This is a genomic window from Mucilaginibacter hurinus, from assembly GCF_003324525.1.
Taxonomy (GTDB): Bacteria; Bacteroidota; Bacteroidia; order Sphingobacteriales; family Sphingobacteriaceae; genus Mucilaginibacter; species Mucilaginibacter hurinus.
In genome coordinates this window covers 194,149-213,746 of record NZ_QGDC01000004.1, presented here as the reverse complement: position 1 = coordinate 213,746, position 19,598 = coordinate 194,149, and the positions used below count along the sequence as shown (strand labels likewise).

The window sequence follows — 19,598 nt, the reverse complement described above, 5'->3', positions numbered from 1 at the left end:
CGTAAATTTAGTCAAAGCTACCGGATTTATTTATCTTGTTTACTTTTGAAGGATGACAACAGTACTATTGCAAGGGGCTGAGTTTTTCGCCCACCATGGTTACTACCCCGAAGAGCAGCTTTTGGGTTGCACCTTTGTTATTGATTTGGCTGTCAGCTTTACCCGGGATAATACAGCAGCGCATGACGACCTGAACGGGACAATAAACTACGAACGCCTGTTTAATATTTGTTGTGAGGAAATGAAAACCCCTCGGAAGCTTATCGAAACCGTAGCATATGCGATTGTAGATAGGATAAAAAACGATTACCCCTATATAACCCATGTACAACTTACCTTAAAAAAGATGTTTCCACCAATGAAAGGGAATGTTAAAAATTCGGGCATTGTGGTTAATTACTATAAAGAATGAGCTTTAACATAATAACAGATCAGATACTGGATAGTATCCGGCATATTATCGGTGACGAGTTTGTGTTAACAGGAAAGCCGGAGATTGAAAGGTACAGCAGGGATGAAACGTCCGGTTTAGTATTTTATCCTGAAGTAGTGGTTAAACCCTGCGCTGCCGTAGAAATAGCCGAATTGTTAAAGCTTTGTAACAGGCATCTGATACCCATTACGCCTCGGGGCGGCGGCACAGGGTTAAGCGGCGGCGCGCTGCCGGTAATGGGCGGCCTGCTGCTGTCGATGGAGCGTTTTAATAAAATAGTAGATATAGATACGGCCAATCTTCAGGCTACAGTTGAAGCGGGCGTAATCACACAAGTGCTAATAGATGCTTGTGCCGATAAAGGTTTATACTACCCGATAGATCCATCGAGTAAGGGAAGCAGTATGATAGGTGGGAATATAGCACATTGCTCGGGAGGGCCAAGGGTAGTGAAGTACGGTGGCATACGCGAATATGTGCTGAACCTGGAAATGGTTTTGCCGTCCGGCAAAATTATTTGGACCGGCGCAAACACGCTAAAATATTCGTCGGGCTATAATTTAACACAATTGATGATAGGGGCGGAGGGAACCTTAGGTATTATTACTAAAGCAGTGTTACGATTAATACCCTTGCCTGCATTCAATGTATTAATGTGGGCGTCATTCACTTGCAGCGAGGATGCATGCGCAGCGGTATCAGCCATATTCAGAGCGGGTGTTACCCCATCCGCCCTTGAATTTATTGAGCGGCCGGCAGTTGAACTTGTGCTTCAATACAGTTCTGTTAGTTTTACTTTGCATGATGCCGCACAGGCGTTTTTACTGATAGAAGTTGATGGGGCCGACATGGATGTAATACTAAAGGATGCGGATAAGATAAACAACGTTTTAGAGAGCTTCAATTGCACCGATGTTTTGTTTGCTGATACGGCAGCTCAAAAGGAAGGTTTGTGGCGCATACGCCGAAGTATAAACCCGGCCATTAAAGCAGGAAATCCTGTCTATAAAAAAGAAGATACTGTTGTGCCCAGGGCACTTTTGCCACAGTTGCTTAAGGGTGTTAAACACATCGGGCATAAATACGGGTTCGACTCAATCTGCTTTGGCCATGCGGGTGACGGTAATATGCATGTTAACATTATAAAGGCCGGCATGAGCGACCACGATTGGGAACATAAGTTAGATGACGGCATAACCGAGATATTTAAACTCACTGTAGCTTTAGGCGGCACCATATCCGGCGAGCATGGCATTGGATTAGTGCAAAAGGAATTTATGCCGGTGAAATACCGGCCAGTGCATTTTGAGTTGTGGCAGGGAATAAAAAAGGCTTTTGACCCTAACGGGATTTTGAATCCGGGGAAGATATTTTAGACGTGCAACTTAGAAGATGTGCGGATTTGTTAATGAATGGATACAGATGCCGGAGATTTTAAATTGAATCATTGTAAGAATGTTAAATACAATAAAAACCAAGGCATCAAAAGGCGGTGATATCTTATTTTAGTCTCAGACTTTGTAAACAATCAAAGTATCTTCAATATCAATAAAATGAGAACCTCATGCGCGAAAGTGATCGCACCATTAAAGCACATGTTCGCATGCATGCTTGTATTTCTTGCCTTGCCTGGTTTTGCAACGTCACTTGCCGATACAGCTATAATCAAACAGCACTTAACATCCATTACCAAGACAAAAGATTACCGTACGCACGCTAATATCGATCAGCTTAATAAAACCGCCGATTATATTAAAAAAGTGTTTAGCTCTTATGCCGAAGATGTTACTGTGCAGAAGTATAAGATTGGTGAGCACATTTATAAAAATGTAATATGTTCGTTCGGTGTTGAAAACAAAAAGAGGGTAGTTATAGGTGCGCATTATGATGTTTGCGGTAACCAGGAAGGCGCAGATGACAACGCAAGCGGGGTGGTTGGCTTGCTTGAATTGGCGCGGCTGTTAAAAGGTAAACAACTAAATTATCGTATTGACCTAGTGGCGTATACCTTAGAAGAACCGCCTTATTTTCGTACAGAGTACATGGGTAGTTATGTGCATGCGAAATATTTGGCTGAAAATAAAATAGATGTTTATGGGATGGTATCGCTGGAGATGATAGGTTATTTTAAAGACGAAAAAAAATCACAGGATTACCCATTAGGCATGCTCTCATGGTTTTACGGTAACAAAGGTGATTATATTACACTGGTAAGAAAATTCGGCTCAGGCAAATTTGCAAAGGAGTTTTGCAAGCAATTTAAATCGGCAGCCATTAAAACAAAGAAGTTTACAGGGCCGGAAATGTTGCCGGGTATTGATTTTTCCGATCATTTAAATTACTGGAAGTTCGGCTTTAGTGCGTTAATGATCACTGATACATCCTTTTACCGAAACAAAAACTATCATGAGGTAACAGACACTCTGGAAACGCTCGATATTTTTCGCATGGGTAAAGTAATTGACGGAGTGCTGAAGGCGCTTATAACTTTAAAATAAAGATATAAAGCATTCCCGGCCACTGACCGCAGTACTTAGCGCCAAGCGCCGCACGATTTCCTCTTTTTAAGTCAGTGAGCCGTTAATTCGTATTCAATATCAACGGCGGCTCATCATACTCTATCATCTTCTGCCGTTCTTCGCGCGGTATAGGAATTGATTTATTTGCGGCGTAATCATAACTGATACAAACGGTTTTGCCGGTGGTGCAAACCTCGTCGCCATTGGGTGTATGCTTAACCAATACGTGCATTACATCAAAGCTGCTATTGCCTATGCGCGTAGTACGTACATAACATGATATTTTATCATTGATCGTTAAAGGCTTTAAATATTGAATCTCTGATCTGCCGAGTATAACACCCGTCTTGGTTAAATCCCAGCCTATAGCATCGCGCCAATAGTTGGAGCGGGCAATTTCAAAATAGGTAAGATATACTGCATTATTTACATGCCCGTAAGCATCCATATCCGAAAAACGGATAGGTATATCTGTTTTATATTTATAATATGAAAGATTTTCAGCCATTGATGTCAAAAAGTCGGTTAAATATTTTTATGCGCGACAAAAGGTCAGGGTATTGCTTAAAAAACGTGCTTGGTATAGCAGTTGATAAACGTTAGCGAAGGTAAAATAAAAAGATTTAAAAACTTTAGGAGGACATAAAAAATGACTTTAGTAAAATTTAACAACCCGAAAAAAAGCTTTGCCGTTAACCCATTTTTTAACGATGTATTTGACTCGATATTACATGATCAGTTTGTAAGCGATAAACTGGCAACCCGCGTACCTGTCGTAAATATTTCTGAAAACGATAGTGAGTTTCATATTGAGTTGGCTGTACCCGGCTTAAAAAAGGAAGATTTTAAGATCAATCTCGACAAAAACGTATTAAGCATATCGGCCGATAAGAAAACCGATAACGCAGAAGATACTAAGAAATACAGCAAGCGCGAATACAGCTATAATTCATTTGTACGCTCTTTCACCTTGCCCGAAACTGTCGACCATGGTAAAATTGAGGCCGACTATACTGATGGCATACTTAAGTTAACTGTGCCTAAAAAAGAGGAAGCTAAAATTCAATCAAGAGAGATAGCTATTAAGTAATTATAAGGTTTGTTTTCATAATAAGTTGGTTTGATAAAAGGCCATACTCCCCCCGGGGAGTATGGCCTTTTTCATTATAAGTGGCATGAAAAACTTTGATTATAATGTATGTTTGTACATATATTACAAAATATTGGCCTGTAAGTCAAGTGTTTAGAAATAAAATGAATCAATTATTATGTATATACATATAAACAATATAAATTAGATTTACCATTTATAAACAAATACATTTACTAAAACCAATCTTAATTATGAAAAAGAACCTGATTCTTTCGGGCATTGGCGTAGCGCTGGCTTTCACCTCTTGTCAAAAAAATGAGTTAAAAAAAAATGAAAACTCATTATCGGGACGTGGCCTTGAAGTTAACGCAACAACTACAAACCCAACGTGGACTAATTACTTTGCGCCCAGCGGGGCCTGGGACTGGACTGCGGGCGATGCCACAATCTCAATTCCGTACGTATCCAGTGGCGTACTTACCAAATCGTTCTTCTTCCATGGCGATAGCCATATCGGCGGCATTACAGGCACTAACCCTGCAACAGCTACCCGTAATTGCATGTTCCAGGCAGTAAACAACATCCGTCGTTTTACCCACAGCACTTCCGCCTGGGAGTCTATTGAGGGTAACTGGGGTGGATCAGGCGGCTATGCAGCTTCGCCGTTAAAGTTTGAAGACGGGCTGGCCTACTGGACAACAGGCACTGGCTACAGGCTGTGGCCGCATCATGGCTTTCAGGATGGTACTAACATCAAGGTGCTGATGGGCAAATATGACGGCAGTATGGTGATCTCTAAAATTTATTTAGGCTCATTTAGTAATACAACCGGGACTACCTCAGATATTGTTTGCCAGCCTATTACTATACGTAATGTAAATGGCGCTCAAACTTGTTTGTGGGGCGCATGGACCATTGTTTCAGGCAGCGACGTTTACATTTATGGCACCCAGGGTACCAGCATATATCTTGCAAAAACCACTAAAGCCAATATTGGCAACGGAAGCACCTGGAGTTTTCTCACCGCTGTTAACAGCAGTGGGGTGCCAACCTGGTCAACCACATCAACTACTCCATTAAATATTGCTCCTGCTTTATCTGATATCAGCAACCACCTAAGCGTTGTTAAAGTAAGTAACAAATATGTTTTGATCCAGTCGGCAAAACCGGTGTTGGATTGCGGCACCGGCTCCGCAGGTCGTAAAATATACGCCTATGCACCAAAAGCTAACCCATGGGGACCATTTACAAATTCTCCGGCCCGTAAAACATTGTACACCATACCTGATGCAAACGTGATGACCTATGATGCGCAGGTACATCCGCAATTAACTGTGGGGGGTAATAGCCTCATCATATCATATAATGTTAATGATTCATGGTGCTCAACTATTGCATGTAATACTGGTACTGAACAACGTCTGGCTTCTGGTTATCGTCCAAAATTCATCAACGTTCCGGTCGCTGACATTGATGGTACTTTAAGCACTGTGCAGCAAACCTGGTAACAGAATTACACAAAAAAGGCCGGGTAAGATACCCGGTTTTTTTTGGCAAAGTGCACTAAATGTACATACATATATACAATTATTTATGTCAACAACTGTAGGTTGTTGAAACAATACGTAAATGACTCATGGTGCCCGCCAAGTACTTGTAATGATGAGGGTACGACGCAATGGCCGGCCGACAATTATCGCCCTAAGTTTGTTGATGTACCTTTTAGCAGCATTGATGCCAGCTTAAGTTCCATACAGCCTACCTGGTAGTTGTTATTGAGCCGGGAGGTACTGCCCCCGGCTTTCTTGCAAAAATCAAAATATAGTATAGTCAGCAAAATAAAAATATTTAATTCAGCTTACTCTTTGACATCTAGTTAATTGTAATTAATTTTAGGATAATTATTAACCAAAAATAAATCCTAATCTCAAACATTATGAAAACAGTAAAAAAGTTAATTGGAATAGTATTGCTTGTTATGCTTGCTACTTCAGCATTTGCAAAAAATCCGTTTTTGCCACAAGCTAAGTCATTTTCGAACTTAAAGTATTATTCGTTGACTACTAGTTATACAGTACACTTTGCATACCAGACAACGACGCCTGGATATACAGGATATGCGTGGGTAACTTTAACAGGAACAAATAGCTTTAGTAGCAGGTTGACAATGCCAGCGGATTTTGATATGGATGTCACTGTTTCAGTAGGTGGGTTCCCGGCAACATTTCCAATGACTATATATCAAGGTACAAGCTATGGTACGTTAACATTCGGATATGGACCGTACGGCGCGGCACCAGTTATTGATGATGTCGATTTGTCAGTGTCTTCTTACAATGGCGATCCTATATATGTAGATTATACTTTTTATCAATATCAATAATATATATAACAGGAATAACAGCAGCAAATCCGCTGCCGTTATTCTTGCTGATATTAATTCCGCATATTAATATACTGCAGCGGCTGCCCAAAGTCCTCTCCACGGCAAAGACTTATTACTGCCTGCAAATCATCAATCTTTTTGGCTTGCACACGCACCTGGTCGTCCATAATACTGGCTTGTACTTTAAGGCCGCTGTCTTTAATTTTCTTAACTACTTTTTTTGAGGCTTCTTTATCCAGACCTTCCTTAATTTTTATCTCCTTGCGTATCATATTGCCTGACGCGTAATGCTCATCGCCAAAGTCAAGTGCTTTCGGGTCAAGTCCCTGCTTCATCATACGGGTAATAATGGAATCACCTATCGCTTTTAAACGCATGTCATTCTCCGTAACAATCGTAATTACATTCGTTTTTTTATCAAGTTCTACAGTGCTTTTTGAATCGTTAAAATCATAACGGTTAAGTATTTCCTTTTTTGCGTTGTTAATAGCGTTATCCAGTGTCTGGCCGTCTATCTTGCTTACAATATCAAATGATGGCATAGTATTGGTTTTAATTACATCAAAGCTACGTTATAATAGCTACATTCAAACGTTAATAAATAACGAAGCTAATATTGCGTTAATATTAAATTAACAAATAAATAGCAAATTTGTCAACACCCGGCTGTAGTCTGGTTGGAGTATTTATGGATAATAAACAGATACCTTTAATTAACAGGGAGATAAGCTGGCTATACTTTAATGACAGGGTGTTGCAGGAAGCTGCCGACCCGGGTGTTCCCTTAATTGACAGGATAAGGTTTTTAGCCATATTTTCATCTAATCTTGATGAGTTTTACCGGGTTAGGGTAGCCACCCTGAACAGGCTTACTAACCTTAACGAAAAATCCAAACAGATACTTGGGTATAACCCTAAAAAAATACTGAACCAGATAAAGAATATTGTAGTAAAGCAGGAGCGCAAGTTCAATAACCTTTATGAGAACATTATAGTAAAGCAGCTTGCCGAAGAGAAAATATTTTTGTTGGACGAAAAGCAATTGAACGTTGCCCGCGGCACTTTTGTGAAGAATTATTTTCGCGAAAAACTACTTGCTACCTTAGTGCCGGTAATGTTGCATGACGGCGAACCATTGCCAGAGCTGCGCGATCGTACCATTTATTTTTTTGTGAAGCTCACTAAAAATAAAAAATCGCGTTATGCTTTAATAGAATTTCCTGATAATCTCTCAAGGTTTTTAGTATTGCCCGAAACTAATAATCTTAAGTTTATCATCCTGCTGGACGACATCATAAGGTATAACCTGGAAGACATATTTTTCATCTTTGATCATGATACCATCGAAGCGTATTCAATACAGCTCACCCGTGACGCTGAGCTGGACCTTGATAAAGAAGTAAGCGATAAGTTTATAGAGGCATTATCTAAAAGCTTGCAAAAGCGGCGTAGAGGTAAGCCCATGCGTTTGCTTTACGACACGGCAATGCCCAATGACATGATGCAGCATTTGTTAAAAAAAATGGGTTTGCAGGGTGAGAGCCTGATACCTGGCAACCGTTATCATAATTTTAAAGATTTTATAGCATTCCCCAATGTTGGCCAGCCAGAACTTGAGTACACCAGGTACCCGCAATTGCCGGTAAGTGACTTATCGTTTGGAAAAAGTTTGATGGGAATGATCGCGAAGAAAGATTATTTAATAAGTACACCTTATCAATCATTTGATTACGTTATTCACTTTTTACGCGAGGCGGCTATTGATCCGAAGGTTAAAGAGATCAGCATAGCGGTTTATCGTTTAGCTGAAAATTCACGGGTTGTGCACGCGCTTATTAACGCAGCAAAAAATGGCAAAAAAGTACATTGCCTGGTAGAACTGCGTGCCCGTTTTGACGAGCAAAACAACATACAGTGGAGCAGCAGGCTTGAAGAGGAGGGGGTAAAAGTAGTTTATGGCATACCGGGCTACAAAGTACACTCAAAAATATGTTTGGTAACACGAACTGAGAAGGGTAAAATGGTACATTATGCCTGCCTTTCTACAGGCAACTATAACGAAAAAACCGCACAGATATATGCAGATCATACTTTGTTTACAGCAGACAAACGACTTACCGCTGAACTGGTAAATGTGTTTAAGGCATTAAATAAAGGTGCGTTGCCTAAAGGACTTAAGCACCTTATTGTTTCACCGATAGACTCGCGTCCGGCCATTTATAAGTTTATAGATAATGAGGTTAAAAATGCAAAAGCAGGCAAGCCGGCGTACATGATTTTGAAGATGAATAGCCTTGCTGACGAGCAAATGATATCAAAGCTTTACCAGGCGAGCAACGCTGGCGTAAAAATACAGATGATTGTAAGGGGTATGTGCTGCCTGGTGCCGGGGATAAAAGGGTACAGCGAAAACATACGTATAATAAGCATTGTAGATAAATATCTGGAACATGCCCGGGTGCATATTTACTGTAATGGCGGCAAAGAACTCATCTACCTTACTTCAGCAGACTTTATGAGCCGTAATATTGATAACCGCGTGGAGGTGGGTTTCCCGGTGTATGACGAGCGGCTGAAAGAAGAGATACGGGATATTATTGATATACAACTGGCTGATAATACCAAGGCGCGGGAAATAAACGCTGCCAACTCCAATAAGTACCATAAAACCCGGTCAGACATTCCGCACCGGGCGCAAATAGAAATTTACAATTACCTAAAAAATAAAACCCTGTGAGATACGCCGCAATAGACATAGGATCAAACGCTGTAAGATTACTGATAGCAGACATTATTGAGAATGATGCTGAAGTATCTTTTAAAAAAAATACCCTCATACGCGTGCCGCTACGGCTGGGAGACGACGCTTTTTTAAATCAGCAGATATCTGAAAAAAAAGCAGCCGACCTCGTGAAATCTATGCAGGCCTTCAGGCACCTGATAGATGTTTATAAAGTAGGCGACTATATGGCTTGCGCTACATCCGCTATGCGCGAAGCAAAAAATGGTGCCGATGTAGTAAAGAGGATAAAAGACGAGGCAGACATTGACCTTGAGATTGTGCATGGCCAAAAGGAAGCAAAAATTATCTATGCCAGCCATGCCGAGCAAAATATCGACAAAAGCAAAAATTACTTGTATATAGACGTGGGGGGGGGTAGTACCGAGTTGTCTTTGTTTTCGGCAGGTGAACTAATAGCTTCCCGCTCGTTTAACCTGGGTACTATACGCATATTGGACAACCAGGATAAAGAAGAAACCTGGGACGAAATGCGCGAGTTCATTCGCAAGCATACCAAAGGATTTAAAGATATCGCTGGTATAGGCACGGGGGGGAACATCAATAAAATATACAAGCTAAGCGATCAGAAGGATAAGCTGCCACTCCCGTTTACCAAGCTAAAAAGCATGTATCAATATCTGGAGTCGTTTTCGTTAAAAGACCGCATAAATGTGTTAGGCTTAAACCAGGATAGGGCAGACGTTATCATCCCTGCCTGCGAAATATATATGACGGTTATGAAGACAGCGGGCATTAAAAATATTTATGTGCCCAGCGTGGGTATGGTAGATGGGATTATACAAACACTTATCGAAAAGAATTACGCTGTGCGTACGTAAATTATTTTTGAATAAATTATTAAATTATCGTAAAAGTGTTATTATCTTTGTAATGCCCTTTCATAGGGCATGTTTTTCATAGGTAGATGTAGGGTCGGGTAGTCATATTCGACCCTTTTTTGTGCAGCAACTTTATCCCCGCTGTTTTGTTATCATTGTACTATGAAAAAAAAGATAGTTGTTGCCCTTACCGGTGCAAGCGGTGCCATTTACGCCAAACTATTACTTGATAAATTGCATCAGCTAAACAAGCAAATAGCTGAAGTAGCGGTAGTAATGTCTGACAATGCCAAAGAGGTTTGGAAAATTGAGCTTGGTAACGAAGATTATCGCGGCTATCCCTTTAAATTTTACAGTAAAACAGATTTTAACGCGCCATTTGCTTCGGGTTCGGCAAAGTTTGATACCATGTTGATAGTGCCATGCTCTATGGGTACACTCGGTCGTATAGCTTCGGGTACATCTGACGATTTGATTGCGCGCGCGGCAGACGTAATACTTAAAGAACGCCGGAAACTTATCCTGGTGGCGCGCGACACGCCTTTTAGCCTAGTACATATCCGTAATATGGAAGCGGTGACCCTTGCCGGCGGCATTATTTGCCCGGCTATACCTTCGTTTTACAGTCAGCCCAAAACCATTGAGGATGTAGCTATGACAGTGGTTAACCGGGTAATAGATTTGATAGGGCTGGAGAATGATAGTTACCGGTGGTATAGTTGATTGAGTAAGCAATATCTTGCACTTGTTTGCTACCATTGCTTACCTGGGTGAGCAATTTAAATTGACACTTATTGCCGTAACCGAAATGAGTACGTTTAATCATATTCAACCTGATTGAAGTTATGTTATTTTTTATATCTTGCCAAAGCATTGATTAATAAGATTTTACAATAATGCATACTATATAAACCTTATCGCATATATGAAATTTATCAAAAACTACAGCTTATTAGCTATTGCGGTGCTTGCGGTAACATCATGTAAAAAAACTGAAGTACTTACTGGGCCTAAAGGTATGCAAGAAGCATTACAGGGGAAAAAGAATCTATTTGCTAGCGGTTGCGTAGCGTATAAAGGAACCGTACAGCTAAATGGCAACAAGGCAACCGGCATACAGTTTGATAAAGCCGGCAATGTATATATTGCCGCCTACGGTCCCGAAAATAGTATTACAAAATATAATGCTGCTGGCGTACTTCAATGGACGAAGAAAATAGGAGGTGTTGAACCTATTATAAACATGGGCATTGCCGATGACGGCAAAATATATGCTGTTTTTAAAACTATCGATTATATGCGGCCTGATTATCCTCACTTATTTAACAGCACTTATTGCGCTGTGCTGAACAGTGAAGGCGCTATTGTACGGCATGACGAAATTGCGATTGTATTAAACCGGAAAGGCAATACGTATGTGGATATGAAAGTTGATAACGCCGGTAACCAATTTATGATAGGCAATTACGATGCAGGCTACTCAATAGGTACACACGGACAGCCTGATACGGATTTGCCGGGCAGTGGTTTTATCTTTCAAAAATGGAGCCCTTCCGGCTCAAGGCCAATAAATAAACTGTTCCTGAAAACCGCGCTTAAGGGCCTCGAAAAATTAAATTCATTACACCTTACTGCCGATGGCGGATTTATAATAATTGGGCAGTCACTTATCAGCAATAAAGGCGGCATTGTTGTGGCAAAGTTTAACAGCAATGCCGAGCAGGTTTGGTTTAAACTGATACCTGATGGTTTTACAACCAGCAGCTACCGGAAAATGATGACAGAAAAAGGTGCTATGGGCGATATATACGTCCATATAAAGCTGTTCTCAACAAGTTATCACGAGGTATTACTTAAGATTGATGATGCTACCGGAAGCGTTGTATGGCGTAAAGAACTGCCAGCTGAAGAGCAATATATAGAAAGAAATGATATGGCTATCGACCGTAATGGCAATGTGTATTTTACAGGTACTTACACAGGTAACCCTGATTTTGATAATGGGAACGGAGGGTTTAGGTTAAAAGACATGACACTTTCTTCGCAGCCGCAGATATTTATGGATAAATACTCTGTTGCCGGGGCTTTTGTAGCCGCCGGAGGCATTTACAATATTTCTTCTATTTTAAATGCACAAGCCGGTGAAGCTATTAACGTAGATGAAAATGGCAATATATACCATGCCGGATTTTTTACCAGCGAAACAGATTTCGACCCGACAAACGGCGTGAAAAAAGTAACGCCTGATTATCCGGTGAACGTATTTGTTAATAAATTATCGCAGTGTAAGTAGGTTTGCTGTAAACAGATAATAGCCCTGCAATATGAACCTGGTTGACGCGTATACCGGCCAGTGGCTAATGCCTGTGCAGTATGAGCAGAAAGCGGGGATAAACGTGAACAGATGCCACTGCACTTGCTTTACACAATTCCTATTTGTCATCTTTCCCAGACTGCTATTGGGTAAAGAGTGAGATTCTATACAACATACATTTTGATTTGTCTGGCGTATAATATTTCTCTTCGTTAGAAATTACAGTAGGAAAACAACTACTTACCTAATTAACTTCATCAACCATTCATTCAACACCAATCAACAATTCAACCAAAATCCCTATCTTTGCAGCTTCAAATGAACAGGAAAGTAGCGTTTTATACCTTGGGCTGTAAGCTTAACTACTCGGAAACATCAGGCATAGGCCGCATGTTTACGCAGGCTGGTTATAGCACGGTTGATTTTACCGATAGGCCTGATGTATATGTTATAAACACTTGTTCGGTTACTGAAAATGCCGACAAGAAATGCCGCAAGATAGTGAAGGAGGCCTTGAAGGTTTCGCCTGATGCTTACATTACTATTGTTGGCTGCTATGCCCAGCTAAAGCCCAAAGAGATTGCTGAGATACCTGGGGTTGATATGGTTTTGGGTGCTGCCGAGAAATTTCAGTTAGTAGATCATATTACCGACCTGACTAAAAGGCCAAAGGCTGTGGTTTATAATCAACCCATTACCGAGGTGAATACCTTTGTACCGTCATACTCTATTGGCGATCGTACCCGCACCTTTCTAAAAGTTCAGGATGGTTGCGATTACTCATGCACCTTTTGTACCATACCACTGGCCCGTGGCGCAAGCCGCAGTGATACTATTGCAAATGTATTGCAGCAGGCGCAGCAGATTGCTGCATCCGGCGTTAAAGAAATCGTATTGACGGGCGTAAACCTGGGCGATTTTGGGATCCGTAACGGGCAGCGCGAGGATAGGTTTTTTGATTTGGTAAAAGCGTTGGACGAGGTAGAGGGTATTGAAAGAATACGGATATCGTCTATCGAGCCCAATTTACTTACGGATGAGATCATACAGTTTGTAGCCACGTCAAAAAGGTTTGTGCCGCATTTTCACATACCGCTGCAGTCGGGCTCTGATAAAATTTTAGGCCTGATGCGTCGGCGCTACAAGCGGGCGTTGTACGCTGACAGGGTTGCAAAGATTAAAGCGATAATGCCCGATTGCTGTATAGGCGTTGATGTGATCGTCGGCTTCCCCGGCGAAACGCGCGAAGATTTTATAGATACTTACAACTTTTTGCACGAACTGGATATCTCATACCTACACGTATTTACCTATTCGGAGCGTGAAAACACGCCTGCTGCTGAAATGCCCGGTGCCGTACCAGGTTCAACCCGTGCCGACAGGAGCAAAATGCTGCATATTTTAAGCGATAAAAAGCGGCGCGCTTTTTATCAGTCCCAGTTGGGTAACACAGCTGAAGTGTTATTTGAGGGTGACATAAAGGACGGGTATATGCATGGCTTTACACGTAATTATGTCAAGGTGAAAGCGAAGTATGACCCTGTATTGGTTAACGAGCTTAAACAGGTGCAGTTAACAAATATTTCACCGGATGGTGATGTAGAAGTTACAGAGGCCGAAGAAATATTTGTTCATTAAAGGCTATATTCGCCCCCAAACTTATTGCCTATGTTTCCTGGTATATCCGATCTGATAAAGTATTTCACCGGTTTAGACATCCCTTTGCCTATACAAACTTTTGGTTTTTTCGTGGCGCTTGCGTTTATGGCGGCATATTGGGCATTTGTACAGGAGTTTAAGCGTAAAGAAAGATTGGGCCAGGTACACCCTTTTGAAAAAACGGTTACTATAGGGCAACCATTATCAATTGGCGAATATTTGGGCAATGGTGTTTTTGGTTTTTTAGTAGGATACAAACTACTGGATGCCATTATAAACTACCCGCAACTGGTTAATGATACCCAGGAATTTATTCTTTCATCCCGCGGCAATATTTTGGGCGGTATTATTATGGCCGGTATATTTGTTTACTGGGCCTGGGCCGAAAACAAAAAACAACTGCTTGCAGAGCCTATTACCAAACGCGTTACAGTGCACCCGCACGAATTGATGGGCACTATATTGCTGTGGGCGGCGGTGGCAGGGTTTGCCGGGGCAAAGCTGTTCAACGCGTTGGAAAACTGGGGCGATTTTATGGCTGATCCCGTAGGCATGCTTATTGGTTTTAGCGGGCTTACTTTTTATGGCGGCTTAATTTGCGGTGGCGCGGCGGTATTATATATAGCCGGCAAACATGGTATTAAGCCGTTAACCATGCTTGATATCGGGGGTCCGGGCATGATGTTGTCCTACGCCATTGGGCGCATCGGATGCCAGCTATCCGGCGACGGCGATTGGGGTATTATCAATACTTCGCCAAAACCGGCCTGGCTAAGCTGGGCGCCTGATTGGATGTGGGCATTTAAATTTCCGCATAATGTAAATATGGTTGATACGCCTATACCCGGGTGTATAGGTAAATTTTGTTATGAATTACGTTACCCGGTATATCCAACATCATTTTATGAGGCCGTAGTATGCCTATTGCTGTTTTGGTTTTTGTGGACTCTTCGTCATCGTATACATGTACCGGGTGTATTTTTTGGTATTTACCTGGTGTTAAACGGAATAGAGCGCTTTTTTATTGAGCTAATAAGGGTAAATACCAAATATCATGTAGCTGGAATAATGTTTACACAAGCCGAGTTAATATCCCTCGTACTGGTTTTGGCCGGTGCAGTGTTGATTGTTAGAGGCACCCGAAAAACAGCCACGATTGCTCAAAAGTGATGATGAACACCTGGCATACCTTAATGCAAAGCCGGATATTCAGGTTCCTGCTGTCTGCCGGGGCAGGCTTTTTTGTAGATGTATCTTCATTTTATGTATGCTTTAATTATATTTTCACTAAACGGCAGTACCCTATTATAGGGATTAATGTAGGCAACCATACACTTTCACTTACTGTATCGTTTTCCTTAGGTGTTATCGTCAATTTTTTAATTACACGTTATATTGTATTTAGTGAGTCGAAGCTATCGCCGCGCACACAGTTTTTGCGTTTTGCCAGCATAGCGGTTGTCGGGTTGTTTGCCAGCATGCTCATTATGGATCTTTTTGTAAAGCCGCTTAATGTTTACGCTCCGCTGGCGCGCATATTAACGGCATTAAGTTTGTTCTTTGCAAGCTATTTTATACATAAGGTGTTTACATTCGGTTTGTCAAGTAAAAAGAAATGAATTTAGAAGAAGTAGTGCGTCGTACAGTTGAACTGTCGCGCGAGGTGGGTGATTTCATCCGGCAGGAAAGAAAGACATTTAGTACCGATAAGATAGAATACAAGGGGCTTAATGATCTGGTATCATACGTAGATAAAACTGCTGAAGAAAAGCTGGTAGCCGGATTAGAAAAAATACTGCCTGAAGCCGGTTTTATCACCGAGGAAAAAACAAGTACACGCGTAGGTAGGGATTACAACTGGATAATCGATCCATTGGACGGTACAACCAATTTTATACACGGCATGCCGCTGTTCTCTATAAGTATTGCTCTTAAAAATAACGACGAACTGATAGCCGGCGTTATTTACGAAATAAACATGGACGAATGCTTTTATGCATGGAAAGGAGCACCTGCTTATTTAAATGATGCCGAAATCAAGGTAAGTAGCACATCTACCCTTGATAAGAGCTTACTGGTTACCGGATTCCCATATGATGATTTAGGGAAACAGGACGCCTACCTGAAACTATTTGCCGACCTGATGAAGAATTGCCATGGCGTGCGCCGTTTAGGGTCAGCCGCAGTTGACTTGGCTTATACAGCTTGCGGCCGATTTGACGCGTTTTATGAGTATAACCTTAACGCGTGGGACGTAGCCGCAGGTATAGTAATAGTCCGGCAAGCCGGAGGGGAGTGTTTAAACTTTAAAGGCGGTGATGAATGCATTGACTCACGCGAACTTGTAGCCAGTAACGGGAAAATAACAGGGGAGCTGTTAGGAGTGATACAGAAGTACTTTTAAAAAAAATTGATTGGAACCCCTCGCGTCATCGCCAGGAATGAAGCAATCTCTAAACCATGCATTGCGAACATTCGAGCGATTACGTCGCTTGCGGGATTGCCACGCTACCGCTCGTAATAACGTTAAATAGTAAAGAGAAAGCCCGGCTTGCCGGGCTTTCTCTTTACTATTATGCGATGTGCAAATAATTACAATGCTTCCGACACTACCTCGGTAACCTCAGGCACCATGCGTTTCAGTAAATTCTCAATACCGGCTTTCAAAGTAATTGTTGATGAAGGGCAGCCACTGCATGAACCGCGAAGCTCAACGGTAACTACACCTTCATCAAAAGATTTAAAAGCGATAGCGCCGCCGTCCTGTTCAACCGCAGGGCGTACGTAGTCGTTCAATATTTGCTGTATCTTTACTTCAGTATCGGTACCCTCAAAATTAACATCCTCCTGTTCTTTCGCTTGCACTGTAAGTTCTGATTCCACCGCGCCTTTAACAAATTCTTTCAGTATCGGCTCAATATCCGCCCAGTCGGCACCCTCGGTTTTGGTAACGGTAACAAAGTTACTGGCAAAAAATACTCCATTTACAAATGAGAATTTATACAGTTCTTTAGCAAAGGCTGATGTTTCTGCGCTTTCTCTGGTAGGGTAATCAACACTGCCATTTATCAGCAACTTGTTCACAATGAACTTCATGGTCGCCGGGTTTGGGGTAGCTTCAGTATATACGTTGATGTTCATGTCTGGTCCTTATTTATAAAAAGCAAATTTAAGCAGCTTTTTCGCTTTGTTGTATGTCCTGAATTAGTTATGACCTGTGGGTGACAACGGTAGGTTGACTAGATCGCGACTTATGATCTCAAATACAGTTACCATTTTCCGCTTGGTTGCCCAAAATAACTTGACGTTAGGCAACTGGATTTTATACCCCTGTATAATTCTGGGGCGTAATTTTCTTTAATTCCTCTTTAATAGCATCGCTCACATCCAAGCCGTCCACAAACTCGGCAATAGAGGCAGCATTTATCGCTGAATTAGTACGCGTAAGTTCCTTTAAAGCCTCGTATGGATTTGGATAAGCCTCACGGCGTAATATGGTTTGTATAGCTTCAGCCACTACTGCCCAGTTAGCTTCCAGGTCGGCATTGAGGGCAGCCTCATTTAACAACAGCTTGTTAAGTCCTCGTATAGTTGATTTAATAGCGATTAGCGTGTGTGCTACGGGCACGCCTATGTTACGCAGAACGGTACTGTCAGTTAAATCGCGCTGCAGGCGGGATATAGGCAACTTGGCGGCCAGGTGTTCAAATAATGCATTAGCAATTCCCAGGTTCCCTTCCGAGTTCTCAAAATCAATAGGGTTTACTTTATGCGGCATCGCTGATGAACCTACTTCGCCGGCTTTTATTTTTTGCTTAAAATAATTCATGCTGATGTAAGTCCACATATCGCGGTCAAGGTCAATCAGTATGTTGTTAATGCGTTTAAGCGCGTCGCATTGAGCAGCAAAGTTATCGTAATGCTCTATCTGCGTGGTGAACTGCGAGCGGCTAAGACCCAGTACGTTATTTACAAAATGGTTGCCAAAGGTTTTCCAGTCTATTGCCGGGTAAGCAATTTTATGCGCGTTAAAATTACCCGTAGCGCCTCCAAATTTAGCCGAAAATGGTATTCGCTGTAATTGCTCCAGCTGCTTTTCTATACGCTCAATAAACACCTCAATCTCTTTACCTAAACGGCTTGGCGATGCGGGTTGCCCGTGTGTATGTGCCAGCATGGGTATATCTTTCCAATCAGCAGCATAACCCTTTAAGGTGTTCACCAGCTCTGCAATAGCAGGGTAGTAACTTTCGGTAAGCGCAAGCTTAAATGAGTAGGGTATAGCGGTATTATTAATATCCTGCGAGGTAAGGCCGAAATGGATAAATTCCTTGTATTGCTGGATACCCAGCTTGTCAAACTGCTCTTTTATAAAATACTCCACGGCCTTAACATCGTGGTTGGTGGTCTTCTCTATCTGTTTAATGCTTTCCGCATCGGCTTCGCTAAAATGTTTGTAAATGTCACGTAACTTTTCTGACAAGGATCTATCAAAATCCTGAAGTTGTGGCAGCGGGTGCTCATATAAGGCAATAAAATATTCTATCTCTACATACACACGATATTTTATCAGGGCATATTCTGAAAAGTAAGCGGCAAGGTTAGCGGTAGTATTGCGGTAACGTCCATCGATAGGAGATATAGCTGTTAAAGCGTTTAGCTGCATGAGTATTATTTTTTCGCAAAGATAGTTATTTGTTTGATGAGCGATTGAGTGATTGACGAATGAACCATCCATGAATTAGTGAATTACTATTACGTACGACAAAAATTTATATCATCGGTATCGGTAATAAGCGTAAATGTCATAACAACGTAAACAACAAAGGAAACTTTAAAATCATAAAATGTTTCCTTAGTTTTGTGTCGAAATATGGAACAGACAGACAGGATAATCGCAGGTGCCGAAGAACTTTTTTTGACAGCAGGTATAAAAAGCGTTACCATGGATGACATCGCCAGACACCTGGGTATGTCAAAAAAAACCATTTACCAGTTTTTTAAGGACAAAAATGAATTGGTAAGCGGACTGGTTAAACGAAAGCTTCAGGAAGATGAAGACCGTATTTGTGGTATCGTGGCACAATCGGGCAATGTTATTGAGGAAATGATTAACATGATGAAATGCTCTGAAGAGATTTTTTCCCGTATTAACCCGATAGTAATACACGATATGCAAAAATATCATCCCGAAGCCTGGGGAATGTTTCAAAATTTCAAAGCAGACTTCCTTGTGAAAATATTAGAAGAACTATTGATCAAGGGTAAGGAGCAAGGCTATATACGCCATGAACTTGATGTAAGTATCATCGCACGTATGCGGGTAAGCCAGGTTGAAATGGGTTTTAACACCCGGATATTCCCTGTAACCGAATTTAACACCTGGAAGGTTCAGTTCCAGTTCTTAGAGCATTTCTGTTTCGGCGTTTGTACGCTCAAAGGATATAAATTACTTGACGAATATAGAAGTACCCTTGATAAATAATAAATATACCTGCTGACACAAGGCTGTCAACACACCCAGTTATTTTGTAGTTAAAACAATCAACCAATGGAAATAAAAGAAATAATTA

20 protein-coding genes are annotated in these 19,598 nt (G+C 41.5%); 16 read left to right on the top strand and 4 right to left on the bottom strand.

Annotated features, from left to right (window positions below; translation table 11 throughout):
• Nucleotides 1–52: 52 nt before the first annotated feature.
• The 3 genes from folB (at nt 53) to DJ568_RS08570 (ending at nt 2,931) form a co-directional block, all read left to right on the top strand.
• Nucleotides 53–412 (top strand): dihydroneopterin aldolase, encoded by a 360-nt coding sequence (gene folB, locus DJ568_RS08580; protein ID WP_114004855.1) that lies wholly within the window; start codon nt 53–55, stop codon nt 410–412.
• Nucleotides 409–1,809 carry an FAD-binding oxidoreductase gene (locus DJ568_RS08575; protein ID WP_114004854.1) on the top strand — a complete coding sequence of 467 codons (1,401 nt, stop codon included), beginning with the start codon at nt 409–411 and terminating at the stop codon, nt 1,807–1,809. Before folB ends, DJ568_RS08575 begins: the two co-directional genes overlap by 4 nt.
• Nucleotides 1,810–1,986: 177 nt before the next feature.
• Nucleotides 1,987–2,931, top strand: coding sequence for a M28 family peptidase (locus DJ568_RS08570; protein ID WP_199560924.1), 945 nt, complete (start codon nt 1,987–1,989; stop codon nt 2,929–2,931).
• Nucleotides 2,932–3,013: 82 nt separating this feature from the next.
• Here the strand turns inward: DJ568_RS08570 and DJ568_RS08565 are convergent, their stop codons facing one another.
• Nucleotides 3,014–3,460, bottom strand: a complete 447-nt coding sequence (locus DJ568_RS08565) for an acyl-CoA thioesterase (protein WP_114004852.1) — start codon at nt 3,458–3,460, stop codon at nt 3,014–3,016.
• Nucleotides 3,461–3,601: 141 nt separating this feature from the next.
• Here DJ568_RS08565 and DJ568_RS08560 point away from each other — a divergent pair, with 141 nt between their 5' ends.
• The 4 genes from DJ568_RS08560 to DJ568_RS08550 all read left to right on the top strand — a co-directional run bounded on the left by DJ568_RS08560 (nt 3,602) and on the right by DJ568_RS08550 (nt 6,428).
• A complete protein-coding gene (locus tag DJ568_RS08560) occupies nt 3,602–4,042 on the top strand; it encodes an Hsp20/alpha crystallin family protein (RefSeq protein ID WP_114004851.1) in 441 nt (146 codons plus the stop codon).
• A 254-nt stretch (nt 4,043–4,296) separates the two neighbouring features.
• Nucleotides 4,297–5,553, top strand: coding sequence for a hypothetical protein (locus DJ568_RS08555; protein ID WP_114004850.1), 1,257 nt, complete (start codon nt 4,297–4,299; stop codon nt 5,551–5,553).
• A 105-nt stretch (nt 5,554–5,658) separates the two neighbouring features.
• Nucleotides 5,659–5,814 carry a hypothetical protein gene (locus tag DJ568_RS17195; protein ID WP_158534899.1) on the top strand — a complete coding sequence of 52 codons (156 nt, stop codon included), beginning with the start codon at nt 5,659–5,661 and terminating at the stop codon, nt 5,812–5,814.
• A gap of 167 nt (nt 5,815–5,981) precedes the next feature.
• Nucleotides 5,982–6,428 carry a hypothetical protein gene (locus DJ568_RS08550; RefSeq protein ID WP_114004849.1) on the top strand — a complete coding sequence of 149 codons (447 nt, stop codon included), beginning with the start codon at nt 5,982–5,984 and terminating at the stop codon, nt 6,426–6,428.
• A gap of 53 nt (nt 6,429–6,481) precedes the next feature.
• On the opposite strand, the gene DJ568_RS08545 is transcribed toward DJ568_RS08550, so the two are convergent.
• Complete coding sequence (locus DJ568_RS08545) at nt 6,482–6,973, bottom strand: YajQ family cyclic di-GMP-binding protein (protein ID WP_114004848.1); 492 nt, start codon at nt 6,971–6,973, stop codon at nt 6,482–6,484.
• Nucleotides 6,974–7,119: 146 nt separating this feature from the next.
• On the opposite strand from DJ568_RS08545, the gene ppk1 reads away from it, so the two are divergent.
• The 8 genes from ppk1 (at nt 7,120) to DJ568_RS08505 (ending at nt 16,429) form a co-directional block, all read left to right on the top strand.
• Nucleotides 7,120–9,168 carry a polyphosphate kinase 1 gene (gene ppk1 / locus DJ568_RS08540; RefSeq protein WP_114004847.1) on the top strand — a complete coding sequence of 683 codons (2,049 nt, stop codon included), beginning with the start codon at nt 7,120–7,122 and terminating at the stop codon, nt 9,166–9,168.
• Nucleotides 9,165–10,052 carry a Ppx/GppA phosphatase family protein gene (locus DJ568_RS08535; RefSeq protein ID WP_114004846.1) on the top strand — a complete coding sequence of 296 codons (888 nt, stop codon included), beginning with the start codon at nt 9,165–9,167 and terminating at the stop codon, nt 10,050–10,052. The genes ppk1 and DJ568_RS08535 overlap by 4 nt, the downstream gene beginning before the upstream one ends.
• A gap of 162 nt (nt 10,053–10,214) precedes the next feature.
• Nucleotides 10,215–10,775 carry a UbiX family flavin prenyltransferase gene (locus tag DJ568_RS08530; RefSeq protein ID WP_114004845.1) on the top strand — a complete coding sequence of 187 codons (561 nt, stop codon included), beginning with the start codon at nt 10,215–10,217 and terminating at the stop codon, nt 10,773–10,775.
• Nucleotides 10,776–10,977: 202 nt separating this feature from the next.
• Nucleotides 10,978–12,345, top strand: coding sequence for a hypothetical protein (locus DJ568_RS08525; protein WP_114004844.1), 1,368 nt, complete (start codon nt 10,978–10,980; stop codon nt 12,343–12,345).
• 339 nt (nt 12,346–12,684) lie between these two features.
• Nucleotides 12,685–14,004 carry a tRNA (N(6)-L-threonylcarbamoyladenosine(37)-C(2))-methylthiotransferase MtaB gene (gene mtaB / locus DJ568_RS08520; RefSeq protein ID WP_114004843.1) on the top strand — a complete coding sequence of 440 codons (1,320 nt, stop codon included), beginning with the start codon at nt 12,685–12,687 and terminating at the stop codon, nt 14,002–14,004.
• Between the two features lie 30 nt (nt 14,005–14,034).
• Nucleotides 14,035–15,195 (top strand): prolipoprotein diacylglyceryl transferase, encoded by a 1,161-nt coding sequence (locus tag DJ568_RS08515; RefSeq protein ID WP_114004842.1) that lies wholly within the window; start codon nt 14,035–14,037, stop codon nt 15,193–15,195.
• Nucleotides 15,195–15,644, top strand: coding sequence for a GtrA family protein (locus tag DJ568_RS08510; protein WP_114004841.1), 450 nt, complete (start codon nt 15,195–15,197; stop codon nt 15,642–15,644). Before DJ568_RS08515 ends, DJ568_RS08510 begins: the two co-directional genes overlap by 1 nt.
• Entirely contained in the window at nt 15,641–16,429 is a 789-nt protein-coding gene (locus DJ568_RS08505; protein WP_114004840.1) for an inositol monophosphatase family protein, read from the top strand. Before DJ568_RS08510 ends, DJ568_RS08505 begins: the two co-directional genes overlap by 4 nt.
• Before the next feature lie 188 nt (nt 16,430–16,617).
• On the opposite strand, the gene DJ568_RS08500 is transcribed toward DJ568_RS08505, so the two are convergent.
• Both DJ568_RS08500 and purB read right to left on the bottom strand, forming a co-directional pair.
• A complete protein-coding gene (locus DJ568_RS08500) occupies nt 16,618–17,166 on the bottom strand; it encodes a NifU family protein (RefSeq protein WP_114004839.1) in 549 nt (182 codons plus the stop codon).
• 181 nt (nt 17,167–17,347) lie between these two features.
• Nucleotides 17,348–18,691: an adenylosuccinate lyase gene (gene purB, locus DJ568_RS08495; protein WP_114004838.1), complete on the bottom strand. Its 1,344-nt coding sequence runs from the start codon at nt 18,689–18,691 to the stop codon at nt 17,348–17,350.
• 207 nt (nt 18,692–18,898) lie between these two features.
• Here purB and DJ568_RS08490 point away from each other — a divergent pair, with 207 nt between their 5' ends.
• Entirely contained in the window at nt 18,899–19,510 is a 612-nt protein-coding gene (locus DJ568_RS08490; protein ID WP_114004837.1) for a TetR/AcrR family transcriptional regulator, read from the top strand.
• Nucleotides 19,511–19,598: the final 88 nt, after the last annotated feature.